At 41.9% G+C, this 24,498-nt stretch carries 22 protein-coding genes; all 22 read right to left on the minus strand.

All coding sequences use genetic code 11. The features are described 5' to 3' along the window. Window positions 1-69: 69 nt before the first annotated feature. Window positions 70-4,650, minus strand: a complete 4,581-nt coding sequence (locus NE535_RS12760) for a DUF6701 domain-containing protein (protein WP_261299008.1) — start codon at window positions 4,648-4,650, stop codon at window positions 70-72. After that, complete coding sequence (locus NE535_RS12765) at window positions 4,640-5,089, minus strand: MSHA biogenesis protein MshP (protein ID WP_261299009.1); 450 nt, start codon at window positions 5,087-5,089, stop codon at window positions 4,640-4,642. Before NE535_RS12765 ends, NE535_RS12760 begins: the two co-directional genes overlap by 11 nt. Continuing rightward, complete coding sequence (locus tag NE535_RS12770) at window positions 5,079-5,918, minus strand: PilW family protein (RefSeq protein ID WP_261299010.1); 840 nt, start codon at window positions 5,916-5,918, stop codon at window positions 5,079-5,081. The genes NE535_RS12765 and NE535_RS12770 overlap by 11 nt, the downstream gene beginning before the upstream one ends. Continuing rightward, on the minus strand, window positions 5,918-6,472 hold the full coding sequence (locus tag NE535_RS12775; RefSeq protein ID WP_261299011.1) for a prepilin-type N-terminal cleavage/methylation domain-containing protein: 555 nt from the start codon (window positions 6,470-6,472) through the stop codon (window positions 5,918-5,920). Before NE535_RS12775 ends, NE535_RS12770 begins: the two co-directional genes overlap by 1 nt. Then, window positions 6,462-6,947: a type II secretion system protein gene (locus tag NE535_RS12780; protein WP_261299012.1), complete on the minus strand. Its 486-nt coding sequence runs from the start codon at window positions 6,945-6,947 to the stop codon at window positions 6,462-6,464. The genes NE535_RS12775 and NE535_RS12780 overlap by 11 nt, the downstream gene beginning before the upstream one ends. Before the next feature lie 488 nt (window positions 6,948-7,435). After that, a complete protein-coding gene (locus NE535_RS12785; protein ID WP_261299013.1) occupies window positions 7,436-7,921 on the minus strand; it encodes a prepilin-type N-terminal cleavage/methylation domain-containing protein in 486 nt (161 codons plus the stop codon). Between the two features lie 382 nt (window positions 7,922-8,303). Beyond that, entirely contained in the window at window positions 8,304-8,810 is a 507-nt protein-coding gene (locus NE535_RS12790; protein ID WP_261299035.1) for a type II secretion system protein, read from the minus strand. A 93-nt stretch (window positions 8,811-8,903) separates the two neighbouring features. Next, the gene (locus tag NE535_RS12795; RefSeq protein WP_261299014.1) at window positions 8,904-9,509 is read right to left on the minus strand and encodes a prepilin-type N-terminal cleavage/methylation domain-containing protein; all 606 of its coding nucleotides are present in this window, start codon (window positions 9,507-9,509) and stop codon (window positions 8,904-8,906) included. 112 nt (window positions 9,510-9,621) lie between these two features. Further along, window positions 9,622-10,191 (minus strand): hypothetical protein, encoded by a 570-nt coding sequence (locus tag NE535_RS12800; RefSeq protein WP_261299015.1) that lies wholly within the window; start codon window positions 10,189-10,191, stop codon window positions 9,622-9,624. A 33-nt stretch (window positions 10,192-10,224) separates the two neighbouring features. Then, window positions 10,225-11,439, minus strand: coding sequence for a type II secretion system F family protein (locus NE535_RS12805; protein ID WP_261299016.1), 1,215 nt, complete (start codon window positions 11,437-11,439; stop codon window positions 10,225-10,227). A gap of 2 nt (window positions 11,440-11,441) precedes the next feature. After that, on the minus strand, window positions 11,442-13,202 hold the full coding sequence (locus tag NE535_RS12810) for a GspE/PulE family protein (protein WP_261299017.1): 1,761 nt from the start codon (window positions 13,200-13,202) through the stop codon (window positions 11,442-11,444). Beyond that, entirely contained in the window at window positions 13,199-14,482 is a 1,284-nt protein-coding gene (locus NE535_RS12815) for a tetratricopeptide repeat protein (protein ID WP_261299018.1), read from the minus strand. The genes NE535_RS12810 and NE535_RS12815 overlap by 4 nt, the downstream gene beginning before the upstream one ends. Then, window positions 14,479-15,432 (minus strand): ExeA family protein, encoded by a 954-nt coding sequence (locus NE535_RS12820; protein WP_261299019.1) that lies wholly within the window; start codon window positions 15,430-15,432, stop codon window positions 14,479-14,481. Before NE535_RS12820 ends, NE535_RS12815 begins: the two co-directional genes overlap by 4 nt. A gap of 24 nt (window positions 15,433-15,456) precedes the next feature. Next, the gene (mshL, locus tag NE535_RS12825) at window positions 15,457-17,139 is read right to left on the minus strand and encodes a pilus (MSHA type) biogenesis protein MshL (RefSeq protein WP_261299020.1); all 1,683 of its coding nucleotides are present in this window, start codon (window positions 17,137-17,139) and stop codon (window positions 15,457-15,459) included. 13 nt (window positions 17,140-17,152) lie between these two features. Beyond that, on the minus strand, window positions 17,153-17,425 hold the full coding sequence (locus tag NE535_RS12830) for an MSHA biogenesis protein MshK (RefSeq protein ID WP_261299021.1): 273 nt from the start codon (window positions 17,423-17,425) through the stop codon (window positions 17,153-17,155). Between the two features lie 28 nt (window positions 17,426-17,453). Beyond that, entirely contained in the window at window positions 17,454-18,116 is a 663-nt protein-coding gene (locus NE535_RS12835; RefSeq protein WP_261299022.1) for a type II secretion system protein M, read from the minus strand. Then, on the minus strand, window positions 18,113-18,718 hold the full coding sequence (locus tag NE535_RS12840; RefSeq protein WP_261299023.1) for a PilN domain-containing protein: 606 nt from the start codon (window positions 18,716-18,718) through the stop codon (window positions 18,113-18,115). Before NE535_RS12840 ends, NE535_RS12835 begins: the two co-directional genes overlap by 4 nt. After that, window positions 18,715-19,596 (minus strand): biogenesis protein MshI, encoded by an 882-nt coding sequence (locus NE535_RS12845; protein ID WP_261299024.1) that lies wholly within the window; start codon window positions 19,594-19,596, stop codon window positions 18,715-18,717. The genes NE535_RS12840 and NE535_RS12845 overlap by 4 nt, the downstream gene beginning before the upstream one ends. Before the next feature lie 355 nt (window positions 19,597-19,951). Beyond that, the gene (gene csrD / locus NE535_RS12850; RefSeq protein ID WP_261299025.1) at window positions 19,952-21,862 is read right to left on the minus strand and encodes an RNase E specificity factor CsrD; all 1,911 of its coding nucleotides are present in this window, start codon (window positions 21,860-21,862) and stop codon (window positions 19,952-19,954) included. Between the two features lie 345 nt (window positions 21,863-22,207). Beyond that, window positions 22,208-23,446 carry a malic enzyme-like NAD(P)-binding protein gene (locus tag NE535_RS12855; RefSeq protein WP_261299026.1) on the minus strand — a complete coding sequence of 413 codons (1,239 nt, stop codon included), beginning with the start codon at window positions 23,444-23,446 and terminating at the stop codon, window positions 22,208-22,210. 396 nt (window positions 23,447-23,842) lie between these two features. Next, a complete protein-coding gene (rpmE, locus tag NE535_RS12860; RefSeq protein ID WP_261299027.1) occupies window positions 23,843-24,055 on the minus strand; it encodes a 50S ribosomal protein L31 in 213 nt (70 codons plus the stop codon). Window positions 24,056-24,203: 148 nt separating this feature from the next. Beyond that, the coding region (locus tag NE535_RS12865) for a FimV/HubP family polar landmark protein (RefSeq protein WP_280925440.1) at window positions 24,204-24,498 on the minus strand (295 nt) is incomplete at its 5' end.

Here is a 24,498-nt window from a genome sequence, read left to right on the forward strand (position 1 = left end):
TTTTTTAAAAACAGCTCATAAAACCCCAAAATCGTCGGTAGAAAAAACATTAACCCCAAACATATCTGATTAATTACGCACCTCTTGCCAATAAATAATCCGATCGTGGCCACGATATCGGCCAAAAAATGCACTTGCTTGTGGATTTACGAGTAAATTGGGCGAACTGGTATCATAATTCCAGTACCACTGTAACCAGCTGTCAACGGCTAAAGGGGCTTTAACTTGGCCGCGGTACTTTTGCACCGCGGTATTTTGCCAAAGTAATAACGTGTTTCCTGCTGACACTGTCGAACTATTACCTGTTCGAGTCACCGTTTCAGCGCTGGCTTTGGCTGGTGTATAAATTTCAGTGCCAGTTAGACTACCATTGATTACGCTACAACTATCATTAGGGTTTAAAAGCCACTGACTCCCGTTCCAATATTGTGCATAAGTAGGCATGCGTAATATTTCATTTTCAGGCCCATAGGTATTGTCCATCAACATACGTCCATGACGCAGGTCTTGAGTCGATATTCGCTTAGCCGTACAGGTATTGGATGGTGTTGTGCAATTGCCTGTCGTATCGGGGCGCATGTCTGGATCGGCAACAAAAGCAATATTGGTGTCATTATCAAAAACCTGCACGCCGATATCTAACGCGCTAAAAGGTCCATCAACATTAGGGGCAAGAGTTCTGGCAAATTTAGCACGATAACTTGCATCGACCGTTGCCACACCCGCCACCCATGAAGCAGCATTAACAGGCAAGCTACTAAGGCGATTTGATAGTTCTGTGCCATTATTACTATTTTCACCGACTAACTGCGCAGTACCTTTTGCAAAGCTATTTTGATAATTTTTCGTCTCACTTGAAAAAGTATTGTACGCTGTAATATCCATCGACAGTAGAAAAGGCTGGTCCATATAACTAAATACGCCGCAGGCAGGTAAAACACTCACGCTGTCAACCACAAATCTGTCTGGAACAAACCTGCCAATGTTGGCAGATTGCGCGAGTGGTATATTATAAAAACTTGATCCTAAATAACTGGCAGGCGGTTTGGCACTGAACTTAAATACCCCCACTTCACTAATGGATTGCGACACGGTATTGGTGATATTGGCAACATGATTGTAATCGGTATTAGAAATAACACCTGCCACACCACCTGAGGGAGCCACTAGACTACTGCCTAAACTGATGTCGCTATGAACATAGTTTGGAGTATTGAGGTTATCACAATAATTCGTATCACCATCTACTTGCCATGCTTTACCTTGAATCAATAAGTTAAATGACTCACCTGCTTTTTTATACACGTTACAAGTACTATTACCAGCAGCACATTGAGCAGCTGCATCTTGCGGCGTAATACATAACCCTACCGGAAAACTCACAAAAGAATCATTACCGACCATGATTAACCCTTGCTCATCACCCGTGCCTGTATATCTTGCATCGAGTTGAAGCTGGCCAGCGTCCGGATAATTCACAGCAATGTTAGCTTTTCCTAGAGCATCGAAGGCAAGTGCTATGTTGGTTGCCGTAGCGCTGGTTTTGCCGACATCGGTGTTATTGACCGACACACTTTGCGCATTTATCGGCGCTGATGGGCTGGTGTATGTGCTCCAAAAAGCCACATTTTTAGACACATTGGCAAAGCTTGGAACACATTGCTTGGTGATGTCATCCTTTTTAACCGCGCTGACTACTATGTCTGTTGCTGGCTTATTCGCGAGTTTATCGGGCACATCAAAGATAAAGCCGCTATCGGCAAAATTAAGCGTACAGTTAGCTACAGATGCTGCACCACCAGCGATACGACACAAGGTTTGACTAAAAGGTTTCGCGCCTGGTGTTGAACCTGTCACGCCAACGGTTACCGGACCTGCAGTATTTCGGTTCAACTGAACAGTTGTTGAGCCACCACTGAAGCTAACCGTATTACCGCCAACCCAACCTCCGCCACCAGTCACAGTGGCAGGGCTTAATGTCGCAGTAATAAAATCAGGCACAGTTTGAGTACAATCCGGATTAGCACAAGCTTTAAGGGTTAATGTTTCTGGGCCACAGGTTAATCCGCTGCCACTGTGGGTATATTCAAAATGATCAATCACCACACCAATAGGCCGTGACTCTAATGCACAAATTTCAACATTATCGATTTCATGGTTGTTAGTGGCGCCACCCGTAGATCCTGTCAGCGATAATAAAAAGTCAGCGGGCACAGCCGCCTGAGTATTGATTGCTGCGGCATCAAACGCAGGAATGATTTCAACAAAACCGGAGCCAGTATTACGCTCAACTTTAACTATAGACTGACCGACAATTTTTGAGTCGACGGTGATGCGATAACGATGTGCTGGAGTCACATTGTTGTTATCTACCGTTGGCGCAAGGCAGTTGCCAGTCGTATTCGTGGTGCCATTATTACAAGAGCCTCGCAAATAAGGATAACCGCTGGTACCCGACCCCGAGCCCCTCACAGCAACAGATTGCTGACGGCGCCCAGGACCACTAGGACCACCTTCGGTTGAGAAGTTACCATACTCATCAATACCAAATCCTAGCCAACCACCAGCAAAACCATTGACATTCGAACGAGCACCATAACCTAGAGGGCCGCCATAAGCACCGGCTTGCGGAGTTACGGCTGCATCCGAAAGCACAAATGCGATTCCATCGGCACCACTGCCGCCATAAGCATAATGATCAAACTCAATTTCCACTAAATTGTTTGCTGCTGGAAATAAACGTTGATAGGTGGATGACGTCGCTTGATTCCCCCGCGCCTCTGTTACCCGTAAGCGATTGTTGACTATTGACGGAGTAAAACCACCACCACTGCTTGATACCACCCAATCATTACCAATATCGGTACGTTGGAAATCATCAGTAAAACATTGTTTAATTTTAGTTAGTCGCTCAATAGCAACAAAGCTATAATTTTCCCAAATATGACCACGGTCAGAGTCACGATACGTATCTTCGTCCACGACCATACTGACCAAACTATTGGTTAATTGACAACGCCGTAGCCACCCACCATCGCCACCATTACGGCTATTCTTACCAGCGACTAATACCGGGGGAACAGTGAATCCGATTAACGGTGTTGTGAAACCACATTGATAATTAAGGTCTTGTACTCCACCCACATTAAAGGTCTGAGTTTTACCAAAATGATAATTAGTATTCTCACCACCTAACACCATAGCACCACTCCCCGATGCCACAGATAAATAACCTATTGTCTCATTCTGTATTTGCGTATTATTGAGATTTCCTGGTTGGCACTGGTTATTATTACTTCTCACCTCGGAAGTATCTAACGCCAGTTCAATGCCTGTGGCGGTAAATTGCGAAGTACTGGTAAACCAGCAATCATTATTGCGCGTTTGTAATTGATTCAATAACACATCTTGGCTGGCTGGTAAGGCGACCTGGGTATAGGGAGAATTCGAACCAAATAACGCCTGATTATAATTAACCGAACCCGCGATTAATTTGGTGCCATTAGATAAATCATGGGTCCCCGGAGTAACCGCAATCCAATGGATCTCAGGCATATTTGCCGATGGAGTGTAGCGGTTACTGGTATCTTTGGGTTCTTGTTGAGTCCAGATAAAGCCTTGATTATTTGCACTACTGAGAAAAACTGACGCTGGTCCATCATTATTAGAATTACTTTGTGAAACCGTAGGCATCAAAAATACCAGCGGCGTTACACCTGCAGGGAATGCCGTTGTGAAAGTAACGTTTGCGGTAGTAGCCTTGCCATATTGAATGTGAAATGGAGGACCAACAGGTAATGATGGATTAATTGAATTATTATTAAACATTTTCAAATAACGAACAGTTACTCTGCCATTAATCACAGATGCATTGTTCATAACTAAATCTTGATTGCTATAAACATTGCCATTAATCAATGAGCCAGAGGTAAGTGAAAAATTATTATAAGCAACAAACTGTAATTTAAAATTATTCTTCTTATTAATTGCTCCGCCATCCATACTGGAATTATTGTTATTAACAAAAATTCGTACATTGCCTAGCAGTTCTATTTCTGTATTATTATCAATAAATAAATCATCGATCCAATAATCACCGGCAGGAAGTAATACTTTAGCACCCGCACCAATATGTAATTTCTTGAATGAATACTCAGATTGAGAGGTAGACATTGTTAATTTACATGCGGCATAAAGCTCAACTGTTGAAAATTGATTTTTACCGTCAGCACCTAAGGTAAGATTTTGTCCTGCACTGCAAAAACCTATTCCACCATCATTACCAGTACTTGTTTTAAAGGCTTGATTGCCATTCATCTTTAATCCAACAATTTTCTTGTTGGTAATAGTACATTTACGCGTTCCACCCACACCATCATCACAGCTGTCGTTTGGCATCCCAGAATTTGAGTTGCTGCTGCAAAAATCAAGTGCTTGCCCTAAAGTGCCGTTTATCCTTGAGCCACTCTGCATTGACAACTGAGGGGTATTTAACGTATTACAACTTGCATTATTGTCCCCGGAGTGACCCTGCGCCGCTTTAGGCCAAATGACTGATTCATCAATCACATCAAAAGCCACGGCAAAACAACTCACAACAAGCAGCAAGCTAAGCAATATCAATTTAAAAAATATTGATCTAATTCCCACGGGCTTCCACCTCTACTTGCCTTTGCACTCTTAAACAGTTGGTACTACTATCGATACCGCATCCGCCTGTTTCACAAATCGCTTTGCTATTTATTCGATACTGAGTAAGCGTACCCACAGTTGCACTACTGCAGGTAATATTGATTCGACAACCATGAAATCCAACTTCATTCACAGGTGGTATCCACGTCGCGCTAACATTGGTGCAAGAAGCTGCGCCTCCCGTCAACGGAAACAACTGCGCTAATGCTGCATCTGCACCACTATTTGCACTGTTTAAGGCTCTTGCCCCCCACACTTCCATAGAAATAGCTTCATCTCCATCAGCCACGATGCGAATCAAACTTGCGGCAAGCATAAACATCACAATCAGCACAAAAATACCAATAATGAGCGCGCTTCCTTGTTGTTTATATTTTATCGATGATTTAAGGAACATTGATCACCTGCACCTGATGCTGATATTTGAATGATTCGCCATTCACACTAAAGCGTGGCTCAACATGCACTATCGCATTTGTTATTAGGCTTGAAGGCGTTAACACGATTGCTGGCTCAACTTGCAAATTATTAATAATATTTTGCGCCATAATCACCCCATTTGCCATTATTGATGGCGAAGGCTGCGCCGTGCGATAACCATAGTTCGCATAACGTTTTAAGTTTGACGTGCCATTGGGTTGTTTTTCAACACAATAGCTTATTGGCTGCGCCACTAAAAACAGGCGCTTTAGTGGCGAATCTTCAGTAAAGCGCACTGAGGCTGCTAAGGTGATGTTCACTTGATCAGCAATCGTGGCAACATTTGCAATCAAAAATCGTTTAGCAATACTGCCTGTTGGATTATAAATCTCAGTTGCTGTTAACGGGTAAATCATTGCCCATTGACCTGCTGCAATGGTTTGATTGGTTGCAATGGCACTAACAGCATTACTCGCTGGTGCAGGCGCTATCGGGGCGCTCACATAGGATGTACTTGCTGCAATAGGCACAAACTCAATGCATTGATAGCTTCCATCAACAGCCGTTATTAATCTTGTTGAGTTGGGCAAGGCACTACGAATATCTCTTGTCATGCGCTCAACACCAAAACGGCTTTGACTTAACACTTGATCCACCGCGCTAGACTCAACAAAAATACGTGTACCAAAAATCACAAAACTGCTAACACCCACCACAATAATGCCGAGGATAAGAATCACAGTGACCATTTCAACCAGCGTAAAACCTTGCGTTTGCTTACCACGTTTACCGTTCAAATATGGCATCAGTAATTACTCCTTACAGACTGGTAAGTAATGACTTCGCTGCTTGGGGTGGTAACCGCTACGGTAATGAGCTTAGCTGCCTGAGTGGTTGCATCAACATAGGTCACGCTAACATTTAGGTTAAAGTTTGTGTAAACAGCGGCATAGGTTTGGCTGGAATTGAACATAAATGAATTGATATTGAGTCCGTGATAATCATCGACATCATTATAATCATCACGTCCTTCACCATCAGGCCCTAAGGCTGATGAACATGGCACTAATGGAGTGCCAGTATTACACGCTGGCACGCCGCCATTGGGGTTAGTTTGTTGATCATAGCGTTTACCCCAAATCTCATTCATCACTGAATGCGCCAGCTCAGCTGAGCGCATTCGATATAGCGACTCAACCGACCTATCTGCTTGAGGGAAAAACATCGATGTCAGCATCACAATCGCGATACTGATCACCAGCATACCAACCACAAGTTCGATTAATGAAAAACCCAATTGCCCCCGAGCAACATCCATTGATTTTCGCTGATAACATAGAGTGTGCAGATTAGAGAGCATAAATATACCCCTCTGACTCAACGCCAACTTGCAAGGTTTCATCCGCATTAATATTGAAACACATCCCCGCACAACTGGGTGATAACATCCGCCCTAGACTGTCGAATGTAATAGTAAAAGATTGGCTAGCTGATGCAGTCAAACTCACTGATGCCCTGCCACTAAAAGCTTGGAAGGCTTCGGCACGAATTATGTTAGTACAGCTGTTACCTGCACGGCCTGAATAATGGCGTAATTGATAGCCTGTAGGAGTGACGTTTACATCAAAGCATTGATCGGTGTTATTGAGCGCTCTTAATTGAACCTGACGTAATTCTGAAATAAATTCATTGCGGAGCGAGTAAGCACTGTAACTGGAGTCAGAAAAAAAACGCGGTAAAACAACAACCGCAATAATGCCGATAAGAATAATAGTGGTAACAAGTTCAACTAAACTAAACCCATTTTGCTTTAATGATGAGCGATTAAAATTCATGTCACCCTTTTATTAATTCATCGTAATCTTGGCGGTTAACTCCTGATAGTATGGCAAATTTTTTTACGCTTTGTCTGCCTATTTGTTGCTTTTTATTGGGGCGTTATGGCATTCAATCCATAAAACAAAGGCGCTTCAACCTCGATTAGGATTAATATATAGCATCGCTAAGCCAAATCACTGTGGTTGATATGCATCGAAAGCGAGATATTGCACCTAAACGCGCGATGTTGACATTTTGTAGTTGAATTAACACCAAGATAAGTGCGTACAAACTGATAGGAGTCAATCAGACCTCAATCTCAGCAAGCTGAAATCTGCTTAAATAATGTTCTACGTCCAACAATTTGCGGATGAAGTAATCTTGCAGGTGCAGCCCTTCATACTAGCGCAGCTGGATAACAGCTAAACAATTAGTGCCCAAGGTATTTAAAGGTTTAAACAAAAACAAAAAAGGCTTGTTCCCAAGCCTTTAATGCATAGCTCTGTTAACAATCTTCAGGTTCAGGAAATGCTTTAGCGGACAATACGGGTAAATCGTAAGTGTAAGTTGGCAATAACCCTTCGCCAGCGGCGGCTTTATAAATGAAATAGCATTTTTCTGGTGCGCCATTTTGGCTAATTTTTACTTCCCCAGCAACGCTTTCATCTAATACCCACTCTGCGCTAGAAATGTCGGTTGCAGCAACGATATCATCTTTTTGAGCCGTAATATAACCGTAGGCAATATTGACATCAGTTGTGGCATCAATGGCAATTGAGGTACTGTCGGTTTTCTCTACTCCAGCCAAGGCCGCTTTTGAATACACTAAGGTATTTGCCCCTTGAATAGCCGCCTTTACGCCTTGCAAAGTTGACACTCTGGCATCCCCTTGCAAATTAATAAATTTAGGCGCGGCAGTTACCGCTAAAATGCCAAGAATAATAATCACTACTACTAATTCAATTAAAGTAAAGCCTTGTTGCTTTTGCATAAATACGACCTGTAGGACACAATAAAATAAAGGGGGCTATGACAAACTATGACATCCCTAATCTGGCGCCATTAAGCACTTAGCAAACCGTCATCACAGCTAGCCTAGCTGGTTAACTAAGCCATACCCCATGTAAGTGGCAAATTATCGCATTTCGTCAATTTTCTGTCTCGTCGCCTAGCGTAACACTTTGTATCAAATCATTTTAAAACAAATGCTTAACAAAAATTACTGTTGATAAACTTAATTGATTTTGTTGTGATTTAGATTTATTTGTTGCGACAGGGGATCATAGGAAAGAAATTGATGTTAGCGGTAAAAACAACTCAAATCAAAAACAAAAAAGCCTGCAAAAATGCAGGCTTTAAACGTCAAAACAAGATTAACACTCTGATGGGTCAGGCATTGCTGAAAACACTGGCACAGCTGTAGCTGTTGCAGCTTTATATGTGAACTTACAATCTGAAGGTGCGCCTGCTTGCCAGAAAGTACCAGTAGCTGCATCAAAAATCCAATCAGTTGTGATTGATGCACTAGCAGGATCGGTTCCTGCAGAAACACTTAATTCAACTGCTGTTTGAAAATTTAAGAGTGTGGCCGTTAAGTAACCATAATCTGTCGTGACAGTAACAGCTGTTGAAGGGTTAGCTGTTGCATCACCACTAATTACCACTGATTTACCAGTGCCTTTCTCTAAACCCGCCAATGCCGCTTTTGAATAAACGAGTGTATTAGCACCTTGAATTGCACCTTTTAAACCTTGTAAAGCAGACACGCGCGCATCGCCTTGCAGATTGATAAACTTAGGCGCTGCGGTTACCGCTAAAATACCCAAAATAATGATCACAACCACTAATTCAATTAGGGTAAAGCCTTGTTGTTTTTGCATAATTTTTTGCATAAAAACCTCTTAAAAGTAAATCTAGAACCGTTTAACTGTTGTTATATTTGATTATATTCAATAACACAACAGTAAAATGAATTAGTTGTTAGTGAAAGACAACACTTGTCCTGTACCTGGGTTATAGGTCACACCCTTAGCACCACTTGTGGTTAAGTCAGGCGTCGGTGTGGCGATGCCTGAAGTTTGATCGACAGTCAACGATGCGATTTGATGGTAAACACACAAATCGATACCGGTTACATTTGTGCCATTGATACTGATCGCTGAACCACCAACATTATCTAACACTCTAACAGTATAACGCTGGTCACGTGCATCTTGAGTATAAAGTACATTACGTGGTGCACTTTGCAATACACTGTTGAATACTTCCTGACATGTTAAGTCTGTCATAGAGGTAACGTCGGTGTTAGTCACACCCGTAGGGAAACCAAAACGAGTATCTAACGAGACACTGGTACCGTCTAATATCACCGAGGTATTACGGCGACCATCAACTTCCCACTGCGCCCTAACAAAACCGACAGCTGTAGCTAAACCACCGGAAACACCATCTACACTGGCATTTTCAGCATCATCAGTCACGTTTAAAAAACGTGGAATCGCGGTAGCGGCAAGTAAACCGAGGATCACAATAACAATCACCAACTCGATTAAAGAAAAGCCTTTTTGATTCAACTTCATAAGTTATTCACTCTTTCAATTGTCCCACTATTTCAACTGAAAATTAGCATCGCACTAATTTTCGTATATATCTACTAATATTAGCAGCTTATTGGTATTTGCTAAAATTAATTTAGCCTTTTGTGCTATCACCCTGGAAAAAAAGTATCCTTCCCGTGGAGAATTGATAACTGATACTGGTGGAATCTTCTGCCAAGTAACGACAAACACGGGTATCTGCATCATAACTTACAGCAATATCATTAAGTTGTGTGGCGAGTAATTGATACCATAAACGCTCACATCCCATGACATCTAAACTATTAATCACCGGCCAGCCTTTATTTGACAAGCTAATCCAGTTACCGGTTGCCGCCAACTGAGCGTCCAACTCTTCCTTTGCTTGTAACGGCACCAAATTTAACGTATCTGCTTGACTGTTTGTGAGCACATCTGGCGCCATACTCTTCCAATTCAGCAGTAACTGCTTTGGTCTGCCTGTAGATAGCCACTGGCTTTTTATCATAGCTGTGATATTAAGCAGTCGATTATGTTCAAGTGCTAAACTTTTGCCCGTCATGCTGGGAATTGAATTTAAATGCCTAAACCCCAGCACTGCCAAGATTAATAAAAAAACGCCGATGGCGATCATCCGACCATAGACCTTGATGAGATCACCCTCTGCCTGTTGTTGCTTCAGCATAATGGGGCCTTAAGGCATAATGTGTGCAACAACCTAGCCCTTAACCACATTCAACATATCCCACATTGGCAGATAAATACCTAAAGCCAAAATCAGCACAATACAGGCCACAAAGCCAATTAAAATCGGCTCTAACTTTGCGGTAAGATTTTTTAAATCGTAATCGACTTCACCCTCGTAAAAGTCTGCCGCATCCGTTAACAGTTGATCTATTTGGCCGGTTTCTTCACCTACAGCCACCATTTGTAAAACCAATGGCGTAAACAATTTACTTTGATTAGACACCCGTAACATTGACTCGCCAGATTCAATACCGCGACGCATGCCAACAATTTTGTCATGCATGTAAGCATTATCGACAGCATCAGCCACTAAACTTAATGCCTGTGTCATGGGTACGCCTGCACTTAACATCATAGAAAAACTACGGCAATAACGTGACAGGGTTGAGCGCTCAATAATCGAACCAACTGCAGGGATATGTAATTTCCAGCGATCCCAGCTCTTCTCACCTTTCTCACTATGCAGCCAATAACGGATCCCCACAATCATGCCAATAAGCCCCACCAGCATATGCGGCCAAAAATTAACAAAAAGATCTGAGGTAGCAATCAAAATTTTAGTGGCCCAAGGAAGCTCCGCACCAAAGCGGGAAAACATTGCGGCAAACTTTGGGATCACCATAATATTCAAAATGACCATGGCAATGGCGATGGCAATCAACACAAAAATAGGGTATCGCATAGCCGACTTAATCCGACGGCGGGTTTCTTGTTCCCGTTCGATATAACCCGACAACTGAATAAAAGCATCTTCCAATTTACCGGTATTCTCTCCCACATGAACCATAGAGATAAATAACGAATCAAACACGTCTGGGTGTTGGTTCATTGCCGATGATAAAGGTCTGCCCGCAGTTAGCTGGGTTGAAATATCATCTAGCGCTTGTTTCATTCTGACTGAATGGGTGGTTTCAGATAAACCCGCAATGGCACGAAGAATAGGAATACCTGAGCGCGTTAAAGAATACATTTGGCGGCTAAATATCTGTAATTCTTCCAACGACACTTTGCTGCCTAACAAACTGCCCAATGAAAAGGTTCTTGTCGGTTTAACTTCTCTCAATTCAAGCGGAATAATACCACGGCTCATCAAGGCATCTGCAGCGGAGTTTTCATTCGCTGATTCTAATTGCGCAGTCACAGCCTGACCTTGCGCATTTCGACCTCGATAATAATAAATGGGCATAGTTACGCCTCAATCGCTTGTTGGTTTATCACATCTTGTGATAACGGAATGGAAGATTCAGTGACATCTTCTACCAGTCTAGACACTTCTTCAATGGTGGTGGTGCCCTGAAACAGATATTCCATCGCCGATTTGGCTAATGGCACAAAATTAGGGCTTTTTAAGGCTGCACGGGCAAAGTCTTGCGGATTGCCGGTACGCATTGCATCAATCATGCTTTCATCAAGCTCTAATATTTCAAAAATACCAATTCGGCCACGATAACCTGAACCATTACAACTTTGACAACCCGTCCCAACTTTAAAGGTGGCCTGAGAAAAGTCTTCTTTTGAAACGCTTTTTAGCCAGCTGGTTTCGGCTGCAGTTAATTGATAATCGACACTACAGTTATGACAAACACGGCGAACAAGACGCTGCGCGATGATCACGCGTAGAGCACTGGCAACCAGATAACTGGCCGCGCCCATATCAAGCAAACGAAGTGCGCTGGTTACCGCATCGTTGGTGTGCAAAGTCGATAATACAAAGTGACCCGTTAATGCGCCTCGTAAACCAATCTCTACCGTTTCTTGGTCGCGCATTTCCCCCACCATGATAATGTCGGGGTCTTGACGCAAGGTAGTGCGTAAAACATTGGAAAAATTTAAGCCAATTTTATGGTTTACTTGCACTTGGTTGATACGAGGCAATTGATATTCAACTGGATCTTCGACGGTAATAATTTTGCGGTCAGCGGTATTTAACTCACTCAAAATACCATACAAGGTGGTGGTTTTTCCGCTACCTGTTGGTCCTGTGACGAGCAGCATGCCATGAGGACGTTTAATCTGCTTCCGAATACGCGCAACGATATGTGGCGGCATGCCGGTTTCATCTAAGGTACGTAAACCCGCGGTTTGATCTAACAAACGCATTACCACTGACTCACCATGGTAAATCGGCATCGTCGACATACGCACATCTACTTTATGGCCTTTAACTTCAATGTGAAAACGGCCATCCTGAGGTAAACGCTTTTCTGAAATATCTAAACCGGACATTAACTTCAAGCGTAATACCAAAGCCGAGGCAATATTGACCTCGTTTAAGGTATTTTCATGCAATTGGCCATCAACACGTTGTCTGATCCGTAAAACTTTTTCACCGGGTTCGATATGAATATCCGATGCGCGCATTTGTACCGCATCTTCAAAAATAGATTGCAATAACTTAACAACAGTTGTTTCGTTATCACTGTCACCTTGGGTCAAATTCGCCAAATCAAACATGTCGTCTGCGGCGTATTCTTCTTCTAATTTTCCGGCAATTTGAGCAATTTGATCAGTACGGCGGTACAAGTTATCAAAAGCGTCTAATAATTGCTGCTCTGGGGCAACGGCAATTCTTAATAGCTTGGGCGCAACGAGTACTTCTAAATTATCAATAGCCTGAAGGTCTGCTGGATCACTCATGGCCACCAGTACACTATCGTTATCGCTTTCAACCACTAAGGCGCGATGTCTGCGCGCCTGCACCTCAGGTAATATATTGACTACCTCTGGGGTAATTGGACGACGGCTAATGTCCAGAAATGGCAAATTTAGCTGTTGAGATAAAAACTTCAGTAACTGATTTTCACTGATACTGTTTAAATCAATTAGCGTACGACCCAGTTTTTTACCGGTATTACGCTGTTCAGACAATGCCTGCTGCAGTTGTACTTCTGAAATAATCTGTTCTTGAACTAAAAGATCACCTAAACGCATCTTTAACTTGGGTTTCATTGGTTTTCTCCTAGTTGTACTAAACGCTGCTTCACAAACTCAGTCGCGCTATTTGATAAGCCTGGGTAATTTAATGCTGAACGATAAGCGGCAGCGGCTTTAATGTATTCCTGCTGAGAATCTAGCGCGTAAGCCAGTCCCATCCACCACCTCGCTTGAGTCGATTCTATTTTTAACAGTGAACGATAAGCGGCTTCAGACACACTGAACTGGGCGGCTTTTTGCGCAATATCGCCTTGATATACCCATTTATCTCTGGCGAACTCACCATTATCATCAATATAACTTAATGAAATTAACGCCGAGTTATATTCTTGCAGTGCATTTTCTATGTTGGCTTTCATTAAATAAAACTCCCAATGTGTTGGGAACATGCCAATGCCGCTTTCTAATAGTTGTAATGCAGTGTCGGCATTGTTGCGGCCATAATAAATATTTGCCAATTGCTTTCGGGCACTGTGCAAGCTTGGGTCTAAAATAATAGTGTCTAAATATAAACTCGCAGCGTCATCAAGACGTTTGTCATTTTCTGCTGTTTGCGCTTTTTTAAATTGAACTTGAGCAAGCTGCGTTTTAGTCAGCTTAACTTCAGTCACTGTCATACTGCTATTTGCCTTGCCATCCTCTGAGCGCGAATGTACAACAGGTTTTACTTCTTTTGTATCTTCTGCGCTAACCGGAGTATTCTTTACAGGCCCCTCAACATTTTTAGCAACCGATTGAACCTCTGACTCAGACGAATTTAACTGAGTATTATGTGCGTTTTCGGACGTCACAGTCACCTTACTATCCGTTTTAGGTGTGACAACCTGGTTATCATTTGACTGAGAAATGGCTGATGACGCTGTATCGTCATTCAAAGTAACTTGTATCTGTTGCTCGTCGGCGACCTCAGCATTATGACTCATTGATAAATCAGCATCTTGAGAAGCTAACATGCTATTTTCTGCTGAAACCGTCTGTGGTGTGGCGTATGCTGGTGCGTTCGATTCTTTGGGAGTCTTTGCTGCCACAACCTTATCATCTAATAATGGCTGCGATGATGGGGAGGTGTTATTCACAACCCGATTAGCTTGATTAAATAGACTAAAGCCAATCCATGTCATTGCCAGTAAGACCAAGAATGCTAGCCAGACTAAACGTGATTTTTTAGGTTTAGCTACCTGACTTGTAAATTCGAGTGTAGGTCGAATAAATTGGTTAGTTTCAGCCTTAGATGTGCCATCTTCATTCTGCTGACGTTGCTCTAAATCTTGCAGCATTTTATTTATAACACTCATAACCACTCACCTACTTGAGCAAACCAATGACTGCAACATGCTGCCGAACTTAATTGCATTACAGCAAAAATGCTTAGTGTAAAGCCAAGGAGAACCAGTAACCATTTCAGCGATATAAAGCTTGGCTTGTTAATAGGTTCACTTGTATCGTCGGTGTCATTTATGGCGGCTTGGCAATGCGCTATTGAGACGTTTTTAGCGCCCTCACCAAAGGCAAGTAACAATGTTTTGTGGGCTAAGATATTCACCAAACGCGGAATACCTCGGGCTGCATTTGCAATAAATCTCGATTCTTTAACATTGAAAATGGCTTTGCCTTGAAAGCCTGCAATGGTTAATCTGTGATTCATATAAGCGTGTACTTCATCCCAATTTAACGGCCTGAGATGATAACTAAAGGTAATACGCTGTCTAAGTTGACGTAACTTAGCTTGCTGTAACCTTTCATCTAATTCTTGTTGTCCAAATAACACAACCTGCAACAATTTACGGCTTTCGGTTTCCAGGTTGGTGAATAATCGTAATGCCTCAAGGCTGTCGTCGGGCAGTGCTTGCGCTTCATCAATCACCAGCACCACTTGAAAACCTTGCTCGTTCAACGTCAATAGTCGCTCATGTATCAGACGAGTTAATTGTTGCTGATCAAGCCTTTCTTCAACATCAATGCCAAGATCTGCTGCAACAGCCCAACGTAATTCCGCTGGGGTTAAGTAGGGGTTAGGAATATAAGCACATTGAAAATGAGACGGTAACTCGTTGAGCAACTTTCGGCAAACTAAGGTTTTACCTGTGCCTACCTCACCGGTGACCTTAATAAAACCTTCGCCAGTTTCAAGAGCCATTTGCAAAACCTGCAGCGCTTCTACATGCGGCGTTAACCCGAAAAAAAATCCAGTATTAGGCGTCAATGTAAAAGGCAGCTGCCGTAAACCAAAGTGTTGCAAATACATAACTGCTAAGTTCCTTCAGCAATCTTACTGTTGCTGGGTAGGATACCAACGCTCAATCAAGTCTTGTGAGCGCTTTAGCTCATTCTTCCATGTGTCCTCACCCACCACTGTCGGTTTTAACATGATAATTAACTCAGTTTTTCTATTCGAACGACTGCGATTAGTAAATGCCTCACCAATAAAAGGAATGTCGCCAAGCAGTGGGACTTTTGAAACGATTTCGATGTTATCACTCTTCATCAAACCACCGATCACCACGACATCACCAGATGCTGCTTTAATAACAGTATCAGACTCACGAATTTCACTTTGAGCTAATGGTAGTTCTAGCGTTGAATCACTAATTTTTATTAATTTAGTTTGCTCTTTTACATCAATGACTGAAGGGTGAACATGTAGCAAAACGTTGCCATCTTCATCTATTTGCGGTGTCACATCTAAGGCGATACCAGAGAAAAATGGGGTCAATTCAACCTGCGGAGTGGTTACAGGGGTTGTACCTGCAACCGTAGTCGATGACACATCGGTCACAAAGTATTCGTCGTTGCCGACTTTAATTACCGCTTTTTGATTATTGGAAGCTGTCACCCTTGGACTTGATAGCACATCTACATCACCTTGCGTATCTAGCAAGCTGATCATAGTGGTAAAGTCAGTACCTTTAACGTTAATAGACGTCACGCCGCCTATAACACTGGTAATCGGATTACTCAGCCCCTGGCCTGCACCGGTACCAAAATCAATATTAGTATTGCCTATATGGCCAACTACACTGTCCCACTGAATTCCTTGTTGATACGCATCAGATAAAGTGACCTCAATAATTTTTGCTTCCAGAATAACTTGGCGATGCAAGTGTGACTCCGCCTTTTCAATAAAGTAGCGCACTTGACGAAGTTCATTTGGGAAGGCGCGGATAGTGACTAAACCGGCTTGCGGGGTTACAACAACCTGACGACCGCCCCCAGTATCACCAATAATAGCGGTTAAGGTTTCTTTTAACTCACCCCAAAAATCCGTTTTGGTTTTAGAGCGAATGAAAGTGCCATTAGTGTTGTCGCTACCATTGTTATTACTATCGCTATTATTGTTATTGCTTGAATTATTGTTATTCGAATTCGAGTTACTGTTGCTGTTGCTGTTCGAATTCGAGTTACTGTTGTTATCAGAAATGCGTCCAGAACTAACCGATGTTAATGATAACCCCTCTCGCTCCATATACAGATAATTCAATGAGAATGTTTCAGTGCGCATACCGGCAGGAAATATGCGTAATACACGCCCTTCGCGGCTTACCTCGTAGCCATAAATATCTTCCACAACTTGGATAGCTTCCCCTAAGGTGACACTTTTTAGTGACAACGAAATGGTGCCCTGCACTTCAGGGTGCACCGCGACACTCAATGGTGTGCCTTCGACTAATGAAGGGAAAAACACCCGCGCATCCACATTATGCGCTGACACATCAAAACGTCGTTCAGCAGGCAAAGGAGGCATACCTGCTCCCATACTATTTTGACTATTTAATTCACGTTGTACATCCGCAGGCATCATCGCTGGCGGGGGCGTTACCGCTTTAGGCGCCTGCGCCTGAACTAAAGATTCATTAATGGCGCTTTTTGAATCTTTCGGATCTGGACGATTAGTCGTCTGGCATGCCATCAAACTTAGCATCAACAGAGGGGTAATATAGTTAATCGTTTTCATTGTAGTTATTGTCCTATCTCTGTGTTACCGACTGGAATAAATGGAGTTTACGGCCATCAGACAAGCTCACTTGGCTTTTACCAATCGACACAATCCGCACACCTTGTACTGTATCGCCCACTTTCATAATTTTGTTATTGATTACCGCATAGGATGACGCGCCATTGATGACACTATTGAGAACCAAACTTTGTTGTGTATTTGTCACAGCCTCACTTTGATAAGTGTGGCTCGGCAATGTGGGATCTCGCAGCGACTGTCCATGCGCAGCATAAACCAGCGTCATGGAAAGAAAGCCTAATGAGAGGTAAGGATTAATCTTGTTTAGCAACACTGATAAAGTCCCTATTGATGCTTAATGTGTATAATTCTAATTCGACCTTGGCTTTGGGGTGCGTTTCGACTTGATAATCTAATCGCTTCCAATACAGCTTATCAGGCATAGATTCAATGGCTTTGACAAAACCTAATATCGCAAAATAATCCCCTTCGACCACCAGTTTTATGCCATGGCTATAAAGGTTCATTTTTTGTTGTTCATCATCCCCCACTTGCAATAAAGCGACCGGTGCAATGGAGTTAAACGAAATCAGCTTAATCCCTTTATCGTTAGATAACAGATTCGCCAGCACCGTCGGCATATAATCAGCGGGCACCATATCAACCATTTGCGCATTAAGCTCAGCATCTACCTCAGCCATTTGGGTATTTAGTAATGTTAACCTTTGCTGGTAATCGGCATTTGGGTCTAATGTAAGCCGCTGTTGATATAATGCGATTTGCTGTTCAGTAATGTCGCTTTCTTGTTGTATGGCTTGTAAGCGTTTTTCCACCTTACTGATATCAAGCCATTTTGATTCAAGTGGCATAAACGCAACCATACCGATAACCACAAGCGTGGCTACGGCAATTAATAAGCGTTCACGCTGGCTTAATCCATTAAATTTTTGCTCAAGTTGCTGCCATTGTTGCTTCATTTAGCAGCCTCCTTGTCAGCTTGCACACTGGTTAACTTAAAGGCCAAAGGTTGATTTTCACCTCTATCCATTGTCATTGCGGCAAAGGCAAAGCCTTTTAAAGTATCTCCGGTTTTTAAGCGTTCAATCCAACGAGGAATACTAGAAGGTTGTTGACCAAATCCTTCAAATTCAATTTGCTGCTCATTGAAATAAATTCGGCTTAACCACACATTGGCATCCGCGACAGCGGCTAGGTCAGTCAACATTGGCGAATAGCCCTGACTAATCAATGCTGTGCGGTTTTCCAATTCAGCTTTAAGTAAACGTTTTAGGGTAAGTCTTTGTTCCTCTAACTCAACTCTAGTGACTAAGTCTTGATCGGGTACACGTTGAGCAACTTGTGCTTCTAAATTGTCTTTTTGCTCAACTAAGCGGTTATTTTTCTGCGCTGCTTGGCTAGCCTGATGTTGAAGCTCATTAAACTGGTAACTTTCCACTACGTATAACAATACCGTTAAACCTAACAGTACTGCGACAGAAACCGAAAGCGTCAAAAAGTTTAACCGCTGCTTTGGCGGTAATAAGGTGGCGCTGTAAAGATTAACTTTGGTTTTAATCACGCCTCACCTCTTGCAAGATCGTTAAAAGCCAATTGTGCTAAATAAGCGGGCACACCATGGTGTGTAACGGCTTTAACCTGTTGATTAAAGTTGGCGGCAACTAATTTAACTAAGGTCTGTTGCTGACCTTCAGTTAATAAATTGATGCTCGACACAGGTGCTTGACGTAGCTGACTCTCAAAATAATCCATAGAACGTTGGATCTCTAAACTCAGGTTGTCAGCAAGTCCGTAACTTAATTGTTCATCACTTGCTTTATGTAATTGATTAAAACCCCTAACCCTACGCTGCATAAGTAATTCACCCGCTTTTATCACGGTAAATAATAGCTCTTCATCAGGTAAATGAGTCACTAGCATATGTGCCATGTTATCTGCATCAAATAGCGGGGTTAAGGCCAACTCTTCAATGGTAATCCCTGCAATGGTAAAACCAAGTTCATCACACGCAGTGGCTAACGATACCAGCTTATCTCTTGGAGTCACCACCACATTCACTTTTGAATTGGTTGATACGGTTGACTCAAAATAATCAAGATGAATATTTGCAACGGGTTGAGCCACCATATCTTTAATAGCCCAAATGAGTGCTTGGCAAACTTCTGCAGGATCAACATTAGGTTTATCGGCTTGTAATAATTCGTAGTGTGGACTTGAAAGGACAACTTGCAACTTGGCTGTGCCAAATTGACTTTTTATCTCATTAAAAGTAAATAAGAAATTATCTTTTGCTAAATCGAACTCAGTAAATGACTCTGGTTGCTCCAACTTTTCCGCTTGATAAACCCACACAGAGTTCACGCCGACATATACCCCCAATACCCCAGAGTTAGCTGCCGAACGCCAAAAAGCTAATTTACTCAAAAAACCATTATTCATTTGCAAGCCTTTTTACGGTCTAAACACTGCCAATCTTAAACACACTGATTCATCGAAAATATTCATCACAGCTTAATTTAACCAGAAGTCACCTTAACACTCAAATCATCATGACTAGCTCAACCGATAACACAGTTGAAAATAATCATTTCACATCAATATTGTGATGTAACTTATCTAGAAACGAAAAATGACATTGACACGTCAGTAACTTTTTTACCAGTTTAACCGCTAATATTTTAATTTTATAGAAAAATACTAAAATTGGGTTATTTTAATAAGATAGATTGCTCAACTAAGATAAACAAGTTCTGAACATAATTTGATGTCAATAACACCTTATATTTAACCAAGGTTACACAAGGGCAATATCACCCAAAAATGGACCTTGTGCGGCACTGACACCCAATATCTTCAATGTTTGCCACTCTTCAAATATTTCAACGCCTTCGGCCATCACTTGTGCTTTAGATCGCAAAAGACCACCAATAAGGCTACGAATGTATAACTGATTTTCAGGCCGCTCATGTACCTGACGAATGATCGAACGGTCTAATTTCACAAAATCAAAATCATAGGTTTGAATATAATGCGTCCCTACCACTTGCTTACCTACATGATCGACACTCAACTTAGCACCCATCTTTGATAACATGGTCAGCGTTTTGGCTAGCTGAGGATGCTGCTGATGTTTTATAAAAATATCTTCAGAAACTTCAAAAATTAGCCTGGTTGCTAAAGGACGGTGCTCAAGTAATGCAGATTGGATCCAACGAATAAATGCACGGCTTGTTAGGGTATCCATGCTTAAATTAACGCAATAAATGGCGTCATTTTTTGGCATAACGTTAAATAAGACTTGCTCAACTATCATCCTTTCAACTTGTGGCATCAAACCGCACTTATTGGCCATAGGAATAAACAGCGTCGCACGTATTTCAGTATTTTGGTTGTCTCTGACTCGACTAAAAATCTCATAATGCAACAAGCTATTGTCGCTATCGAGCACAGGCTGATGTAGCAGAAAAAAACGTTTGTTAACCAGGGCATATTCTAAAAAACTACGCCATCTGACTGACCCTTTTGCCATTTCTTTATCGACGGCGCCTTTATCATACATGAACCAGGTATTGAGTCGTTGTAGCTGGGCTGCACGCAAAGCCATTTCAGCTTCTTCAATAATTTGTGAAGGCTGATCGCCTGCTTTATAAAATGCGGCTCCAAGGTGCAAGTAGTTATCATGATTAGCAATTTGATGATGCTTAACCAACAAACAGCGACGAATTAACCTGTCTGCCAATAAATCTGCTTCAGCAAGTGATAATTGTGGTACCACTATCGCAAGTTGTAATGCACTTCGTCTTGCAAAAATTACATCGGTGTAATCAATCACTAACGGGGGGATAATCGCCACGATTTGCGTAATAAATGCTTTATTAGCTTCAATGTCAGCTTGAACATTCATTAAGGCATCATCATCAAATTCAAGTAAAAAAACTACGCCATAGGCCACCATTTTGTTGTCATGGCTCAAGGCTGCAAGTCGATTTTCAAAATAAAGTCGGTTACCTATTTCAGTCACAGGATCAAGAAAGGTATTAGCACGAATAAACTGATCTAGGCGTCCTCGCTCTTGTTGAGCATCTTCCAGATCATTTATAAGTTTTGATATTGCGCGGTTAATTAATCTAGGACGCCCTTTAGCCGCCGATAGCTTTGCGCCTTGTATATCGCCATCTATGATCATTTTACTGCGTAATGCCAGTAGCTCAACACCGTCTAACTCATGGGTAATCCATTTCAATCCATAACGCACAAATACGCTAATGGCGCCAAAGCCAATGAATAGAATCAACAATTCATACCAGCTAAGCTCATAATTATTTAGGGGCGACGGTAATTCAAATTTCACGGTTAAAGCGCTTTGTGGGTCAATAATATGATGATAAAGGGTTAACCCTGATGCACTACTGTGCGCATCTGTTTGATAGGAATATAAAGCTTGTTGGTCTAACAACAATTGAAATTGCACCACATGATAAGCTTTTAATACTGCAGGCAACCAAGTGTCTAATTGATCTGTACCGTGCTGCTGATAGTGCGTCACTATCATAGACTCCAGTTCAGCGACTTTATTTTGTTGAAATCGGTAAGTGAGTTGTACAAAGCTCATTAGCGCAGACAATAAAAAAACAAAGGCTACCGCAGCCAGAGAAACTAACCAAAAACTGGTTAACTTTTTTGTGAGGATTTTAGTCAGCTTCATCTATCCGCTTCCTGCTGGACGTTATTAATAACAACTCAAGTGATACAGATGGAGTAGTAGCCACATTTGTTATCAAAGTGAAAATTCCCCCTTTTCATTACAAATCCATGATGTCGTATCTAAACGTTCAGTAAATTCATCTGATTCGGGCGTAATAATAATGCTTTGATAGCCTGTGACCATCCCATATTAAGGTTTATTATTATTTTTGCGCTAAGTATACCTAAACTCTGTGGATATTATTGTGATTTAAACACTATCACATTGTTAATAAAAATTAAAAAGGGGCCGAAGCCCCTTTCAATACTATGGTATTTACACACGCTACAATTTGTAATCGCGCAATTAATACACTGGCAAGGAGGTTATCTTAGCCACGCCAGAGTCAATTGCAGCTTGCGCCACGGCGCGTGCTACATTAACTAATAATCTTGGGTCCATTGGTTTAGGCAATACATATTCAGCACCAAAACTTAATGCACTCACATTCGGATAAGCCGCTAACACATCTTCTGGTACTGGCTCTTTGGCTAAATCGGCAATTGCATAGACAGCCGCCAATTTCATTTCATCGTTAATTACCGATGCTCTTACATCTAGCGCTCCGCGGAAAATAAACGGAAAACACAATACGTTATTGACCTGGTTAGGATAATCACTGCGTCCTGTGCCCATGATCAGATCCTTACGGATGCTATGGGCGAGCTCTGGTTTAATTTCAGGATCTGGATTTGAACATGCAAAAATAACCGGATTAGGTGCCATCAATTTGATGTCCTCTTCAGTCAGTAGATTTGCACCAGACAAGCCTAAGAATGCATCGGCACCATCAATCACATCCTGCAGGGTGCGCTTATCAGTGTTATTGGCAAACAACGCTTTATATTCATTTAAATCATCACGACGAGTATGAATCACGCCCTGACGGTCGAGCATATAAATGTTTTCACGCAAAGCACCACATTTAACAATCATCGTCATACAAGCGATTGCTGCAGCGCCAGCACCTAAACAAACAAACACCGCATCTTTGATATCTTTACCTTGAATTTCAAGCGCATTTAACATGCCAGCGGCGGTAACAATCGCTGTACCGTGCTGATCGTCATGGAACACAGGAATGTTACAACGGGCAATGAGCTCTTTTTCAATTTGAAAGCATTCAGGGGCTTTAATATCTTCCAAATTAATACCGCCAAACGTATCAGCAATCGCTTCGACTGTATTGATAAACTCTTCCGATGTGCGGTGCTTTACTTCGATATCGATAGAATCAATGTTTGCAAAACGTTTAAACAATAATGACTTGCCTTCCATTACAGGTTTTGACGCCAAAGGCCCTAAATTACCGAGGCCGAGAATAGCGGTGCCATTAGAGATTACCGCAACGGTATTACCTTTATTGGTATAGCGATAAGCCGTTTCAGGATCAGCCGCTATCTCACGCACAGGCTCAGCAACGCCAGGGCTATACGCTAGCGCTAGATCATAACTAGATTGAGCGGGTTTAGTTAAACAGACAGCAGTTTTGCCTGGTACGGGAAATTCATGATAGTCGAGAGCTTGTTGGCGAAAATCTGACATTTTATCAATCCTGAGTGCGCTATATGGTGAACAACATCTAATAACTGCTGATTTATACAGCAGTGGAAAATGTTAACAATACGCTAAAAATAACAGGATATAAATCAAAAACTCAAACTTTACCCACCGATCCGACCATTGAAAGGCATAAGCAACGTAATACTAACTTATCACTTACGAGTTATTTAAAATCAACAAGTTAAAAATGTAGTAAAATAACAAACATTTTCAAAATTAAACCCTAATAAGCCAGTTTTACGACATAAATGTTAGTAAAAATAACAACAATCTTAGCTAAGTACACAAGACTATTATTTATAACTAAAAAGTCAGTTTTCATCTGTGCAAAAAACAAAAAAGGCGCCTAAGGCGCCTTTAGTATAATTGCAAAAGCAATTATTTTTTACCAAGCATACCGAAACGCTTGTTGAACTTGTCAATACGACCACCGGTATCAACGATCTTCTGAGTACCTGTGTAGAATGGGTGACATGCACCACATACGTCCAAGTGCAAATCTTTCTTTGCAGTTGAATTTACTTTGATTACGTTACCACAAGTACAAGTTGCGGTCATTTCTGCGTACTCTGGGTGAATACCTGGTTTCATTGGGGTTACCTCAAATTGAAGGCCATGTCGCTATCACAACCCGAAGTTGGACACCACATGCAGTTAATAAGAATATGTTTTAGGCGCGAGATAATACAGCGTCTTTAATGCTTACACAAGCGGTTATTTTCACCACTTCACGACGGTTTCAGCTGCCACTATGTAAAGCGACTAAATCATCAAACTTCATTTTATCCGCTTGCGCATCTTGATATTGATCGAGTATTTCCTGTGATGGGCAATTTAGTTTGGCATCGGCCATAAGCATATTAATTTTTTGCTGAGCAAAGGCATTCGGATTTGCATCATAGATGGCTAACATGGCGCCAAAAATATTGGTGTGCCAAGATTTATGCTTAGCTGTCGCCACTCGCCACAAGCTGTCTTCTGGCTGCTTATCAATTGAACACTCAGAAGACATTGTTGGGGCTGAGCCCAATACT

Source organism: Shewanella holmiensis (assembly GCF_025370255.1).
GTDB lineage: Bacteria > Pseudomonadota > Gammaproteobacteria > Enterobacterales > Shewanellaceae > Shewanella > Shewanella holmiensis.

Bases quoted from the DNA above. Each gene is read 5' to 3' on its own strand.
- NE535_RS12765 (WP_261299009.1), bottom strand. From the start codon at position 5,089: ATGTTCCTTAAATCATCGATAAAATATAAACAACAAGGAAGCGCGCTC.
- NE535_RS12770 (WP_261299010.1), bottom strand. From the start codon at position 5,918: ATGCCATATTTGAACGGTAAACGTGGTAAGCAAACGCAAGGTTTTACG.
- NE535_RS12775 (WP_261299011.1), bottom strand. From the start codon at position 6,472: ATGCTCTCTAATCTGCACACTCTATGTTATCAGCGAAAATCAATGGAT.
- NE535_RS12780 (WP_261299012.1), bottom strand. From the start codon at position 6,947: ATGAATTTTAATCGCTCATCATTAAAGCAAAATGGGTTTAGTTTAGTT.
- NE535_RS12785 (WP_261299013.1), bottom strand. From the start codon at position 7,921: ATGCAAAAGCAACAAGGCTTTACTTTAATTGAATTAGTAGTAGTGATT.
- NE535_RS12790 (WP_261299035.1), bottom strand. From the start codon at position 8,810: ATGCAAAAACAACAAGGCTTTACCCTAATTGAATTAGTGGTTGTGATC.
- NE535_RS12795 (WP_261299014.1), bottom strand. From the start codon at position 9,509: ATGAAGTTGAATCAAAAAGGCTTTTCTTTAATCGAGTTGGTGATTGTT.
- NE535_RS12800 (WP_261299015.1), bottom strand. From the start codon at position 10,191: ATGCTGAAGCAACAACAGGCAGAGGGTGATCTCATCAAGGTCTATGGT.
- NE535_RS12805 (WP_261299016.1), bottom strand. From the start codon at position 11,439: ATGCCCATTTATTATTATCGAGGTCGAAATGCGCAAGGTCAGGCTGTG.
- NE535_RS12810 (WP_261299017.1), bottom strand. From the start codon at position 13,202: ATGAAACCCAAGTTAAAGATGCGTTTAGGTGATCTTTTAGTTCAAGAA.
- NE535_RS12815 (WP_261299018.1), bottom strand. From the start codon at position 14,482: ATGAGTGTTATAAATAAAATGCTGCAAGATTTAGAGCAACGTCAGCAG.
- NE535_RS12820 (WP_261299019.1), bottom strand. From the start codon at position 15,432: ATGTATTTGCAACACTTTGGTTTACGGCAGCTGCCTTTTACATTGACG.
- mshL (WP_261299020.1), bottom strand. From the start codon at position 17,139: ATGAAAACGATTAACTATATTACCCCTCTGTTGATGCTAAGTTTGATG.
- NE535_RS12830 (WP_261299021.1), bottom strand. From the start codon at position 17,425: ATGACGCTGGTTTATGCTGCGCATGGACAGTCGCTGCGAGATCCCACA.
- NE535_RS12835 (WP_261299022.1), bottom strand. From the start codon at position 18,116: ATGAAGCAACAATGGCAGCAACTTGAGCAAAAATTTAATGGATTAAGC.
- NE535_RS12845 (WP_261299024.1), bottom strand. From the start codon at position 19,596: ATGAATAATGGTTTTTTGAGTAAATTAGCTTTTTGGCGTTCGGCAGCT.
- csrD (WP_261299025.1), bottom strand. From the start codon at position 21,862: ATGAAGCTGACTAAAATCCTCACAAAAAAGTTAACCAGTTTTTGGTTA.
- NE535_RS12855 (WP_261299026.1), bottom strand. From the start codon at position 23,446: ATGTCAGATTTTCGCCAACAAGCTCTCGACTATCATGAATTTCCCGTA.
- rpmE (WP_261299027.1), bottom strand. From the start codon at position 24,055: ATGAAACCAGGTATTCACCCAGAGTACGCAGAAATGACCGCAACTTGT.